A 13,336-nucleotide genomic window follows, 5' to 3' on the forward strand; every position below is an offset into this window, starting at 1 on the left:
CCCGCCGTGAGTGCAGATGCTCCATCCATACGCTTCATGAGCAACAGTGCACCGGCATCATCGACAATAGCAATACTGACCTTAAACTGATGCTCTTGTGCATACTTGATTGCGGCATCGACCAGAATTTCGGCATCATCCAGTGTCAGGTAATGTTTCGTTTTCATCAGATTTACTCCAATAAAAAAGCCCGAAACCGGGCTTTTTAGATACATCAATTATTTCATTTCGGCAAAAGTTTCTCTGGCAGCCTGAAGCGTAAATTCGATATCTTCATCGCTATGCGCAGCAGAGATAAAGCCAGCCTCAAAAGCAGACGGCGCCAAATTTACACCACGCTCAAGCATACCGTGGAAAAATTGTTTGAATGCACCAATGTCGCAAGCCAGCATCGAATCGAAACTGGTGATATCTTCTTGATCTGTAAAATACAAACCAAACATACCACCGGCTTGCTGGGTTTTAAACGGAATGCCTGCCTCATCTGCCGCTGCCTGTAAACCACTTAACAGTTTCTCAAGCTTTTTAAACAGATTATTGTAAAAATCTGGCTGACGAAGATGCTTAAACATGGCAATTCCGGCACGCATGGCCAATGGATTACCAGACAAGGTACCCGCTTGGTACACACCACCAAGTGGTGCAATACATTCCATGATTTCACGCTTTCCGCCAAAAGCACCCACAGGCAAACCTGCACCGATGATTTTACCCAAAGTGGTTAAATCCGGTTTAACATTGTATGCAGCTTGGGCACCACCCAACGAAACACGAAAGCCCGTCATGACTTCATCGATAATAAATACTGCGCCATATTGATCGCAGACATCACGAATCGCCTGTAAGAAACCCTCAATTGGTGTCACCAGATTCATGTTACCAGCAACAGGCTCAACAATCACTCCAGCAATTTCATGGCCAAACTTAGCAAAACATTCTTTTAAGGCCTCAATATTATTATACGGAAGCGTTAGGGTATGCTTTGCAAAATCGACTGGCACACCTTTTGAGGTCGGTTCACCTTCACCGAGTGTGAGTAAACCAGAACCCGCCTTAACCAACAATGAATCGGAATGACCGTGGTAACAGCCTTCAAATTTAACAATCTTGTCACGCCCGGTGTAACCACGTGCCAGACGGATTGCCGTCATGGTCGCTTCTGTACCCGAGTTGGTCATACGAACCATCTCAATCGACGGCATGATATCGCAAATAATATCGGCTAAAGTAGTCTCATGTACAGTTGGTGCACCAAAGCTCAAACCATCTAATGCCGCAGTTTGTACGGCTTGAATAATATCTGGATGCGCGTGACCCAAGATCATTGGCCCCCACGAACCCACATAATCGACATAACGATTGTCGTCTTCATCCCAAAGATATGCACCTTGTGCTTTTTTAATAAACACAGGCGTTCCGCCAACGCCATTAAACGCACGAACTGGCGAGTTGACTCCACCTGGAATATGTTTACTGGCTTGCTCAAACAATTGCACTTGCTTTGGAGATAAACGCATGAATACTCTCGATGATTAATAAAATTTGACTATGAATTTACAGCAGATGACGGCGCTGCAAATAAAGCAGCCCATGCTTGAATACGCGCTGGAATATCCTGAACGGGTCGACCTAATATATCACTAATCACCGCACACAGGTCAGCCCCCTGCTCAATCACCACCTGCGCATTTTCAACCGTTAAGCCGCCAATGGCACAAATTGGCACATCAAACTGCTGGCGTGCCTGCCGAATCACTTCAATACCGACATTGCCGGCTTCAGGCTTGGTTGAGGTGGCGTAGATCGCACCGAATGCCACATAGGTTGCACCATCTTGAATGGCTTTTTCTGCAAGCGCCAAGGAGTTCAGACAAGTACGACCAATAATCACGCCTTGCGATAATTTCTGTGTAGCATCTGAAATTTCACCATCAGATTGCCCCAGATGTACGCCCAGACCATAGCGAACCGCCAGATCAAGATCATCGTTAATCACAAACGGTACATGATATGCTTCGCACAAGACTTTAATTTGTTCTACTTCAAAATATTGATCGGTTTTGGCAACCTTTTTTCGGCGGTATTGCAAAATAGCGATATGACCAGTCGATAATGCAATTTCCAGTTTATCCAATAACAACTCAAGCGGATCATCATTGGTAATAAGGTATAAACCGCGCATGAACTTCGTTCTCAACTGTACTGACCTGTAAAGTATAGCAAATTTGCTTTCATTGATTTTTTTTATACGTGTATTTTCGTAATAAAAAACCCCGAATGATTCGGGGTTTTTTTAAAGCCGTGATGACTTAGAAGCGGTAACCTAGACCAAGATAAGTCACAATCGGGTTAATTTCGATTTTGCTTGAACCTTGAACCAAAGTTGCGTTCGATGCATTGTTGACGATATCGAGATTTGCATGCGTGCTGAGGTGTACATAGCTGACAGAAGCCGTTGCAAACCAGTTAGGCGTAATATTGTAATCTGCGCCAACGAAAGCGACTGGTGCAACTGTGTCGTCAATATTTACACTGCGAATGCTACCACCAAGAAGCGCAATTTTAGCATTAACTTCAGGATTTAATTTAAAATCACGGAAGCTGGCATACATAAAGCCCGCACCCACATATGGACGGAACTTATTGTTGATATCGCCAAATGTGTATTTACCTGTCAATACTGGACTATAAACTTTTACATCACCGACTTTGCTAAAGCTCTCGAGGTCTAAACGATCACCCAACAGTTTCCCTTTACCTTGAATATCTACTTTAGGCGGCACACCCAAGATCAAACCAACGGTTACGTTGTCATTTACCAAATAATCAAGTTTGAATTCTGCTGTATCCGCATTGTCTAACTCAAAACCAGCACCGCTTGTAAAACCTGATGGAATTAATGGAAAGTTACTATTCGACTGGACACCTTGCTTAGTGCCTTGTGGCATAATGTGCGCCCAACCTGCCGAAACAGCATATGATTTACCATCTGAGGTTGCTGCGTGTGCGCCAAAACTTGTAACAATCAATGCAAGTGGTAAAAGTGCTGTTGTAAATTTTTTCATCAAAAAATGTCCTATTTTATTGAATCTAAAGGCCAAGGCATCCCAGCCCTACAGATAATCTTGATATTAGAAGAAATACATGAAAGATCAACTAGAAAACTCAAAATTTCGTAACTGCGTAGTCGTTTAATTCATCAAAAAATCTGTACAACACTTTTAACTGGGAATTTTGTCATGATCACGGTGTTTTAAGCTCAATTGCCCTCTGAGTACATCGGCAAACATTTTCCAGTCTGAAATAAAGCTATACAGTGGCTGTTTAAAGCTCGCCGGTTTATTCTTTTCAAATATAAAATGCCCGACCCATGCGCAGGCATAGCCTGAGAGCAAACCATAAAGTGCATAGCGCGGCTTGCGCTGACGAATCGCTTTAGCAAAGAAATACAATCCGATTGAACTCCCTGCCACATGCAGGCGTCGGCTAACCATATGACGGTGCTCGGTGAGATAAAAACGATAAAATTCGGAATAATTACGAATGGGAAAGTTGGGTTGCTGAGTCGTAGCTGGCGTGTGCATCTTCACTGGCGCATTCATGAGTAGTGTCCTGAGTTTTTTATTCAAGATACGCCTTTTCAAAACAAAAATGTAGAAAATCGGATGAAATTTATGCTGTTTTACGCCAACAGTGTAGTGCTAAGCGTGGCAGATCTAAGGTGAAAAGATACGAGCGAATTCAATACAAACATCAAGCGTAGATGGCCACGTTAATGCTATGCTTCATTTAAAGACATGATGAGAATGAACAAGGCGTTGGAGGTGTATCATGATTGAAGTCGAGTTAAAATTTCAGCTTCCAGAAAATAAGAAAAAAAGTGTTTTACAAGCCTTAAAGGCCAAGACCGCAGAGAAAATTCGGCTACAAGCGAAATACTACGATACTCCTGATCGTTTATTGGCACAGCAGCATGTAGCTTTAAGATTGCGCTTGGAAGGTCAGGAATGGGTACAAACCTTTAAAGCATCAGGTAAAACACATCTTGAACGCATTGAATGTGAAGTCAAAATAGGCAAGTCGAATGCTGAGCCAGAAATTGACCTAAGTTTGTTTCAAGCCTATCCAGAGGTGATGCAACGACTTCAAGCTGCACTGGGCGATCAGGCGAAAACGCTTTGCATGCAATTTAAAACAGATGTTCAGCGCACCTACCGCGTGGTTGAGGTTGATGGTACGCATATTGAAATTTGTCTGGATGATGGCGAAGTTTCGACACCAGAGCGAGCTGAAAAAATCTGTGAAGTCGAATTCGAACTTAAATCTGGCTCTGCCGAAACGTTGATCTTGTTTACACAAGAGTGGGTGAAAAAATATAAACTTTGGCTCGATGTGAGAAGCAAAGCTGAACGCGGCAATCTGCTCGCGACCAATCAGAAAACCTCGCCAGCCACCAAAGCGAAGGCACTGGTTTTAGATAAAAAAATGTCAAACGATATGGCACTGCGCCTAATGATTGGCAATGCACTGGCACAATTGCTCCCCAATGCTGCATTTATTGCTGAAGGTATCGCAGCACATGAACACATTCATCAGGCACGAGTCGCCATTCGTCGAATGCGAAGTGCCTTAAAAACATTTGGTCGCTGGTCGAGCGATGTAGATACCAGTTGGGAAGCTGCTCTTGGCGATCTTCAGCGCGAACTGGGTGTATCACGTGATCAAGATGTCCTTCGTGATGAGATTTTGCCAAAACTGGTTGAATCGGGTGCACCCTTTAAGAGCCTTCCGAAAGAAAAATACGGTCAGCTCAAGGCGTATCAAACATTTGAAAAACCTGAACATGTGTGTTTATTGCTACAATTGCTGGCGTTTAGTATTCATAATGACAAATCAAGCAAGAAGAAAAATCTGAAAAAGCAAGCATCAGATACACTCGATCGCTTACTCAAGAAAATTATTCAAGATGCCTCAAAGTTTGCTTCATTGAAAACCGAACAACGCCACCGCCTACGCAAGCGAGCCAAACGATTACGTTACAGCATTGAATTTGTTTCAGGTCTTTATAAGAGCAAAAGAGTTAGCCAGTACTTGAGTCAGCTGCAAAGCATTCAGGAAATTCTGGGGGATTATAATGATATGCATATGACTGAAACTTACTTTGAAGCGCTGACTACTGAGGACCCCACCTACTGGTTTGCTGTAGGCTGGAGCCGCGGACAACAATCTCAACTGATTAAAGACGCAAGTGAACAACTCGAGCGCTTTCGTCAGCAACCATCTTTTTGGAAGACCAAATAGAGCCAGATTGTTGAGCAAAACCTAACGATACTTTCCAAAAATTTTCCAGACACCATTGTCCGCAATGGGGTCTGAATAACTGTCATTGCGCTGTTTACGCGGCTTGTCTCTTGCATCGATCAGTTTAAAGTGCGGCTCTACACCGAGTACAATGCCATTCATATAAAATCGGGTTCGGGTATAGTCGCTTTGCGCGTGCTGAAACACATAGGTTCTAAGATCGATAAATTCTCGATGTGCCACCAATGCCGCAGTATCATCACTATTGATCCACTCCTGCATCGCCAGCACCTGATCCAGTTCAAAATGACCGCACTTTTGTTGCAAACTCGCTACACCACGAAAAGTTTTTGATTCTTTGGCACGGGTTTTATTGATCCGGATGCGATCTACATGAAAATAAAATAGCGGCAAATTCAAATGACTCGGTAAATGAATCGCATCGATTGTTTCATCTTCCATAAACGGCTGAAATAAACTTTGTGCACGCTCAATAAGTTCTTGCCAATGCTGATAATAACGCTCAACATCGGCTTGTAAGCCATAATAAATGGGTAAGCCGTCTACCACCTCAAGCGACTGAGGTGGCCAGATATGCTGACGTAACAGATGAATATCCTGTTTGAGATTTTGAACCGCTATAGCATCTTGCATTAATCATCTCGTGCTCTGCTTAGGCTATTTAAGACTATGACAAAGGTTTAGTTTCTGCAAGGGTTTCACGTATAATGTTTGCCTCATTTGTGTTGGAAAAAACCATGTCTCAAAAGATTAATGCCGCTGATATCACCGAAGAAGAGGCTTTAAATGCCGTATTTTTTGAGCGTGCGGATGAGTTCATTAAACTTGCCAATGAGTTCTGCCGCCCTAAAAAAGGTGAAAAGCCAGACCCTGCTGAGCTACGTGGCCAAGTCAGTGCCGCAATGTTATTTGCGACTGCGCGTTTTAATACTTGGGTTGCCGCAAATAACTTTAAAGATGGCGAAGAAATGCGTCAGGCCAAAGAGCAAATCATGACGTATCTGATGCAACAATTCCAAATGATGCTTGAAGATAACTTTGACGAATATTGTGAGCAGTTCGAAAATTACTTACGTTTTAGAAAAAATGAAGAGTTTCACGCACACAAACACAATCATTAAAAAAAGCCCCAGATGGGGCTTTTTTAATACCGTTTAAATTAAGAGCGTTTAACTGACTGTGCTTGGCCGTACTGGTCGGCCATCACTTCAACCAAATGATCGAGCTGGAAGTATTTTTTAATCACACGATCTACATCTGCTTTGGTGATAGTGGCATACTCTTGATCACGTTTCAGGCGATCTTTTAAGGTCTTTTTATATTCCAATTGCCCATTGAGCATTCGATGAATATTACGCTCATCCTCAAGTGAAGTGACGCGTTTTTTCATGATATTGGCTTTTGCTGCCGCAACTTCCTGATCTGTTACACCCTTTTGAATCATTTCTTGCAACACTTCATGAATTAGCGATGAAAGCTGATCGGCCTTGCCCGCTGTGTAGTTTGCGCTAATGCTCAATACGCCATTGTTCAGGTCTGGATCGAGATCCACATCACTTCCAAAGCCATATACCAAGGCATTTTTTTCACGTAAAGCAACGGCCAAGCGCGATGAAATTTGTGAATCACCCAATATCTGCGCTAAAACCAGCATTGCAGGTGCATCGGGGTGCTCTGTGCCCACAGGGAATGTTAACAGTGCTTGGTAGTTACCAAATTCACGTTGCTCAGAGAGAGCATGCACTTTTTGCGCTGGATAAGCCGTGTATTCAGACATCAGTTTTTTATAAGGCTCTTGGTTATTCCAGTTTGCAAAATTCTGATTTAGCGTCTGTTTCATGCGCACTGGATCGAAATCTCCAGTGACTGAAATACGTGCGTGATTCATAGCAAAAAAGCGATCATAAAGTGCTTTTACTTGTGCTTGAGTGGCTTTTGAAATTTCTGTTTTAGCCAATTCAGGTTCGAAATGGTAGCGTAAATCTCCAGGTTGATAGGTTTCAACCAAGCGCGCCATAGTGAGCGCAGCAACCGTTTCAGGCTCGGTATAAGGACGGTCAAGACTGGCCAAACTTTGCGATTTAATCAGATCAAATTGTGATTGTTCAAACGACGGCTTTTTCATCATTTCAATTATAAATTGAAAGAAATCATTAAATTGATCTTTATTGGCCTGAATATTAATCACCATACCATTATCCGACATGGCGGCTGACGCACTACCACCAGCCTCAATCGATTTGTCTGCTACTTGCTGCAAGTTGTATTGTTCAGAACCACGTAGCAATAAGTAAGACGTTAGATCAAGTATTGCACTTTTTCCAAAAAGAGATTGTTCTGTACCAAAATCGACCGACAATGTCGCGTAGGTTCGATCATCTCGGGTTTCAGTCGGAAACAGTGCGTACTGCATGCCGTTGCTGAGTTGACCCCGTACAATTTTCTTTTCGTTGCTTTCAATTTCTTGTTTTGAGCGCTGAGTAAACTGCTGAATTTCACGCTGATATTCTGAAATATCTTTGAGCGGTTCAGGTGCCTCGGTTTGCTGATCAAGCGTTTTTTTCACGCTTGAAGCGGCTTGCTGCGCCATCGCTTTTTTCTGGCTTTCAGGCGTAGGTTTGATGTCTCCCACCACACGATGTGAGGCTGTAAAAAACTCACGATATATCTGATTGACCGTGGTGGTATCCAGTTTTTTTACATCATCGACATCTCGGTAGTAGCGCCCCCAATCACCTCGCGTAGAAGCAATGTAGTCACTTAAACGCGACCCAAGTGCAATCGGATCTTTTTGAATCAGATCGATCTGGGTCTGCATCAGTTGCTTGACACGCTTGAGCTCAATATCATCAAATGGCTTAAACTGCTCCACTTGCTTGGCCAATGCCGACTCAACGGTCGTGGCATTTTGCGAAGGTGAATACACAGCACCTAAAAAGACCAAATTAAAATTTTGATCAAGCCATGTTGCAGCTTCCACATTGGTTGCGGTGCCCGTTTCGACAATACTTTTATAAAGACTGCCACTTGGCTGCATGGTATACAAAAGTGGTGCAAGGGCTAATGCAGGTTGTAATTTAGGCTCACTCTTGTTGCTATAAATATTATATTTAGCCAGATCACTGCCCTTCTCGACTAAAAATTGTCGCGGCTGGATTTTCGCTGGATCTAATGCTGGTACCTGAACAGGTGCGGGTACAGCCCGAGACGGTATTTGAGCAAAGTTTTTGTCGATGGTCTGAAGAATTGAAGATTTGTCAAACTTTCCCGAAATAACCATGACAGCATTATTCGGTGCATACCATGTACGATAGAACTGCTCAAGTTCCTGCATATTGATGGATTTTAATTCAGGTAAATCTCCAATCGGCAAACGGCCCAGATACCGATTGCCGTAAAATGCCTTAAACATCTGATCAATCAACACTGCAAAAGGTTGATCTAAACGCACTTCACGTTCGCGCTTTACAATTTCAATCTCGGAGGGAACATACTTGTCTTGCAGCACCAGTTTGTTCATACGCTGCGATTCCAAGTACAACACCTGATCCAGCGCCTGCTGATCTGCACGTACAATGTTGGTGTAACGTGTAGTGTAATACTCCGTACTCGCATTGGTAGAGAGCGTATACTGATCCAGACGGCGCTGAAAGGCTTCACCTTGGACATCTTGGGTGCCTTTAAATGCCAAATGCTCTAGCAGATGTGCCATCCCCCCTTTTCCTTTAGGATCATTCAACGAACCCGTTAAGTAAATGGTGTTGATAAATACTTTATTTGCTTTTTCGTTAGGTGCCAAAACAACACGTAAGCCGTTATCAAGTTTATATTCTTCAATATTGTGTTGTGACTTCACTAAAACAGCTTGAGACCAACTGAGGGTACTAAAACCCAGTAAAACAAAAGAAAAACTAAGCTGTTTAAAGCGCGTTAACATAATTGTTCCAAAAATATCGTAATAAGAATCATTAAAAATCGACTCTATACTAAAAAATGTCCCGCGCTATTCATAGTGATTTTTTGAAACAAAAGCCAGTGTATGGTTTAGTCATCGTGGAGCTTTAAATTAAGATGACGATACAAACCACAATTGCCTGAAAACAAATAGGCCAATAAGCAGGTAATCACGGCGTACTCGGCAATCGCAACACCAAAAAGCTCAATGGCTAAGATAATTGAAGTCAAGGGTGCTTTACTCGCCCCTGCAAATAAACTCACTAGCCCCAGCCCCGCCAAGAGCGAGATAGGTAGCGGTAAAAACTGCCCTAAAGCATTGCCCAATGTTGTGCCCACAAAAAACAACGGCGTGATTTCGCCACCTTTAAAACCAGAGCCCAAGGTGGTCGCGGTGAAAATCAGCTTGCCAATAAAATCGGTGACAGGCAACTCATGATAAAACGAAGCAATCATGCTATGCACGCCTAAACCGTTAAAGGTTTGCTGACCGACCATGAGCGTCATCAACATGATGAGAATTCCCCCCACCATGGGTCGAAATGGCATGAAGGTAATATGACGATTCAAACGCTGACTGACAAAATGAATCGAGGCAATAAAGATACGTGCAATAATGCCAAAAACCACACCTGCAACAATCAGGCTAATGATCACTTCGCTGGTGAGTTTTGGAAAACTCGCCACCACATAATACTGATGCGGGTGCACAATATGAAAAAACTCGGGCACCTGCGATGCAATCACTGCCGACACAAAACATGGAAAAACTGCCGAATATCGCAGTTTTCCAAGTGCGGTAATTTCAAGCCCATAAATGGCACCTGCCAATGGCAAGCCAAAAATTGCGGCAAAGCCAGAGCCAATACTGGCAATCAGAAAGATCTTTCGATTGTCATGTGGTACTTTAAAGACTTGGGTAAGATGATCGGTTAGTGCACCGGAAAGCTGAACAGCAGGCGCCTCACGCCCCGCCGATCCACCAAAAATCTGAGTGAGAATCGCACTGACAAATATCAGTGGACTCATGCGTTTTGGAATAAAGGCTTTAGGCTGATGAATTTCATCGATGAGCAAGTGTGTGCCCTTTTCGATGGGCGTACCATAGTAATAAAACAGATAGCCCAACATCAGGCCAATAAAGGGTAAAAAATAAATCAACCACGGATAAACACCGCGAACTTTATTGGCCAGATCAAAACACGCAAAAATCAGACTCGACGAAACCCCAGAGATGACCCCGATCAGGATCGAAACCACAATCCAATACCCGGTATATTGAATAATTTCACGATATTCCGACGATGGAAAAATTTTCATATCTCTCAGTGTGCAAGCCGATTTAAATACGCATAGTGAATGCTCAGGTTCTGGACAAAAGTGTAACATCTTTTGTAGCTTTCACGCTTAATCTGAACTTAAATGCAGGCGAAAACTTGTAAAGTGAAACGCTTAAGTGTGCTGAGCATCGTCGAGTGTAATGTCACTTTGCATGTACAGTACTGCGTATCCAGAAATTTCAATGCGCTGGTCATCTAAAATTCGGCAATACAATGTCCCACCACGTGTCGATGCCTGATAAGCAACCAATTCCTGTTTCCCCAGACGCTCGGCCCAAAGCGGCGCTACGGCGGTGTGAATCGAACCGGTGACCGGATCTTCATCTATTCCAATGGCTGGAGCAAAGTAGCGTGATACACAATCGTATTGCTGTGTATCTGGTGCAGTGATGAGTAAATCCAGTGCGGCATCAGACGCCGTAATGGCCGTTCTGATTTTCCCAAGCGTTTTTAACTTCGAAAAATCTGGCACTTCATCGAGTACATCTTACACGCTTTCATATTCCACAATATAAGCCTGTGCATTTTGATACACAGCCTTAAAAGGCTTTTGAAGCGCTTCATCTAAGATAGCCGGGTAATCGTCAAGTTTCTGCGCTGGTCGAACAGGAAAATTCATTTGAATCTTGCCATCTTGTGCTTGCGACACGATAAAAATGCCTAAATCTTTTACGTGAAACTGGAGCGTTTTGGCTGTGGTGTAATCTTTAAATAATACAAAAGCACTGGCCAGCGTGGCATGCCCACAAAATGCAACTTCGCTGATTGGAGAAAACCAACGAATTTCAAAATTCTGATGATCCAAAAATTTTACAAAAGCAGTTTCAGACAAATTGTTTTCAAGTGCGATAGATTGCATGAGGCTGTCTGAAAGCCAGTCTTCTCGAATAATGACCGCAGCAGGATTTCCTTTAAAAAGATGCTGTGTAAATGCATCGACTTGGTACATTTTCATGAATATCGTCTCTTGTTCGTTTTAGTCTATTTTCGCAATTAGGAAGAAAAATAACAGATACAGTATTTTAAAAAAAACCAGCACAGAAAAAAGCTCTAGAACAATCTAGAGCTTTTTGAATTGAATTTAAGACTGATCGAGCATGACATCATCACGATCAAATACATCTTTATCGGTCTGTTTTAAAATCTGACTGGTCACCATGCCGGCTGTCATTGAACCATTTACATTTAAGGCAGTACGCCCCATATCGATCAGCGGTTCAATCGAAACCAGCAGTGCCACCAGTGTTACAGGCAAGCCCATCGCTGGTAGTACAATTAAGGCAGCAAACGTTGCACCACCACCCACACCCGCCACTCCAATTGAACTGAGCGTGACTATACCCACCAAGGTTGCAATCCAAACTGGATCGAGCGTGTTAATGCCAACCGTTGGCGCCACCATAACTGCCAACATGGCTGGATACAAACCGGCACAACCATTTTGACCAATTGTGGCACCAAAAGAAGCAGAAAAACTTGCAATTGACTCTGGAACCCCCAAACGACGTGTCTGGGCTTCGATATTGAGCGGAATACTTGCAGCACTGGAACGGCTGGTAAAGGCAAAGGTTAAAACAGGTGCAACTTTCTTAAAGAATTTTGCTGGGGAAACACCCACAAACAATAACAAGATGGCATGCACCACAAACATGATGCCCAGCCCAAGATAAGAAGCAATTAAGAAACTACCTAAATTGAGGATATCCGCAATGTTCGAACTGGCAACGACTTTGGTGATTAAGGCAAATACACCATAAGGTGTTAGCATCATGACCAAACGTACCAGTTTCATCACCCATGATTGTAAGATCTGAATTGCATGCAAAACACGTTCGCCTTTGGCTTGGTCATCGCGAATTAAATGAATAGCCGCAATACCCAAGAAGACTGCAAAAATCACCACACTAATAATAGAGGTCGGATTTGCACCCGTCAGCTCTGCAAATGGATTACTCGGAATAAAAGACAGTACCATTTGTGGCACAGTCAAATCGGTCAGTTTGCCCACATAATCGGTTTGAATTGCACTTAAGCGAGCCGTTTCGGCTGCACCCTGAACCAATCCTTGCGCAGACAAGCCAAATAAATTGGTGACCCCAACACCCACCAGTGCTGCAATCAAGGTTGTAAACAGCAAGGTTCCAATACTATAAAAACTAATCTTGCCCAGTGCAGATGCTTCATGCAACTTGGTGACTGCACCTAAAATTGAAACAAATACCAGCGGCATTACCACCATTTGCAGCAATTTTACATAACCATTGCCCACAATATTGAACCAGCTAATCGAATCTTTAAGAATGACATTTCCACCGCCATAGATCAGATGCAAACCCAGACCGAATACGACACCCAGCAGCAAACCTGCCAGTACTTTTTTTGCCAAACTCCAGTTGGTTTTTCTGGTTTGTGCAAGCAGCAGCAAAGCGGCGATAAAAACAAGAATATTGACGATTAGAGGCCAATTCATTCCTCTACTCCTAATTTAATTTAAAACGTTTAACTTCAACTATTTGACCATAGCGTGAATCTACCACGCCAGTTTTTTTATTCAATCAAAGCCGCATAGTATGGAGAATATTTTCAATTATCTGATATAAATTATTATGTTATCTATATAATTTTTATTTAGATATTTAAACTCTACCCTGTTTAATTCTTCATCGAGATTATATTACGGATTGATCTTAAGACGTATACTATGTGGTTTTTTTACCCAA

General features: G+C 42.9%; 11 protein-coding genes and 1 pseudogene. 2 read left to right on the forward strand and 10 right to left on the reverse strand.

The annotated features are described in order from the left end of the window. The 5 genes from ADA42_RS18775 to ADA42_RS10515 all read right to left on the reverse strand — a co-directional run. On the reverse strand, positions 1-167 hold a 167-nt coding region (locus ADA42_RS18775), incomplete at its 3' end, for a GlcG/HbpS family heme-binding protein (protein ID WP_048765151.1). Between the two features lie 51 nt (positions 168-218). Next, positions 219-1,517 (reverse strand): glutamate-1-semialdehyde 2,1-aminomutase, encoded by a 1,299-nt coding sequence (gene hemL, locus ADA42_RS10500; protein ID WP_048765100.1) that lies wholly within the window; start codon positions 1,515-1,517, stop codon positions 219-221. A 29-nt stretch (positions 1,518-1,546) separates the two neighbouring features. Beyond that, positions 1,547-2,182, reverse strand: coding sequence for a thiamine phosphate synthase (gene thiE / locus ADA42_RS10505; RefSeq protein ID WP_048765102.1), 636 nt, complete (start codon positions 2,180-2,182; stop codon positions 1,547-1,549). 127 nt (positions 2,183-2,309) lie between these two features. Beyond that, the gene (locus ADA42_RS10510; RefSeq protein ID WP_048765104.1) at positions 2,310-3,065 is read right to left on the reverse strand and encodes an OmpW/AlkL family protein; all 756 of its coding nucleotides are present in this window, start codon (positions 3,063-3,065) and stop codon (positions 2,310-2,312) included. Positions 3,066-3,221: 156 nt separating this feature from the next. Then, positions 3,222-3,602 (reverse strand): DUF962 domain-containing protein, encoded by a 381-nt coding sequence (locus tag ADA42_RS10515; protein ID WP_048765105.1) that lies wholly within the window; start codon positions 3,600-3,602, stop codon positions 3,222-3,224. Between the two features lie 229 nt (positions 3,603-3,831). Here ADA42_RS10515 and ADA42_RS10520 point away from each other — a divergent pair, with 229 nt between their 5' ends. Continuing rightward, positions 3,832-5,301 carry a CYTH and CHAD domain-containing protein gene (locus tag ADA42_RS10520; protein WP_048765107.1) on the forward strand — a complete coding sequence of 490 codons (1,470 nt, stop codon included), beginning with the start codon at positions 3,832-3,834 and terminating at the stop codon, positions 5,299-5,301. Between the two features lie 21 nt (positions 5,302-5,322). Here the strand turns inward: ADA42_RS10520 and ADA42_RS10525 are convergent, their stop codons facing one another. Further along, on the reverse strand, positions 5,323-5,955 hold the full coding sequence (locus ADA42_RS10525; RefSeq protein WP_048765109.1) for a hypothetical protein: 633 nt from the start codon (positions 5,953-5,955) through the stop codon (positions 5,323-5,325). A 104-nt stretch (positions 5,956-6,059) separates the two neighbouring features. Here ADA42_RS10525 and ADA42_RS10530 point away from each other — a divergent pair, with 104 nt between their 5' ends. Then, entirely contained in the window at positions 6,060-6,443 is a 384-nt protein-coding gene (locus ADA42_RS10530) for a DUF3144 domain-containing protein (RefSeq protein WP_048765146.1), read from the forward strand. 38 nt (positions 6,444-6,481) lie between these two features. Here the strand turns inward: ADA42_RS10530 and ADA42_RS10535 are convergent, their stop codons facing one another. The 4 genes and pseudogenes from ADA42_RS10535 to ADA42_RS10550 form a co-directional block, all read right to left on the reverse strand. Beyond that, positions 6,482-9,259: a M16 family metallopeptidase gene (locus ADA42_RS10535; RefSeq protein ID WP_048765111.1), complete on the reverse strand. Its 2,778-nt coding sequence runs from the start codon at positions 9,257-9,259 to the stop codon at positions 6,482-6,484. 107 nt (positions 9,260-9,366) lie between these two features. Then, on the reverse strand, positions 9,367-10,596 hold the full coding sequence (locus ADA42_RS10540) for a voltage-gated chloride channel family protein (RefSeq protein WP_048765113.1): 1,230 nt from the start codon (positions 10,594-10,596) through the stop codon (positions 9,367-9,369). A gap of 132 nt (positions 10,597-10,728) precedes the next feature. Continuing rightward, positions 10,729-11,571 (reverse strand): annotated as a pseudogene (locus ADA42_RS10545) (PhzF family phenazine biosynthesis protein). Positions 11,572-11,697: 126 nt separating this feature from the next. Further along, positions 11,698-13,086: an L-cystine transporter gene (locus ADA42_RS10550; protein ID WP_004936381.1), complete on the reverse strand. Its 1,389-nt coding sequence runs from the start codon at positions 13,084-13,086 to the stop codon at positions 11,698-11,700. Positions 13,087-13,336: the final 250 nt, after the last annotated feature.

It is taken from the genome of Acinetobacter sp. 243_ASPC (assembly GCF_001054715.1).
Classification (GTDB): domain Bacteria; phylum Pseudomonadota; class Gammaproteobacteria; order Pseudomonadales; family Moraxellaceae; genus Acinetobacter; species Acinetobacter soli.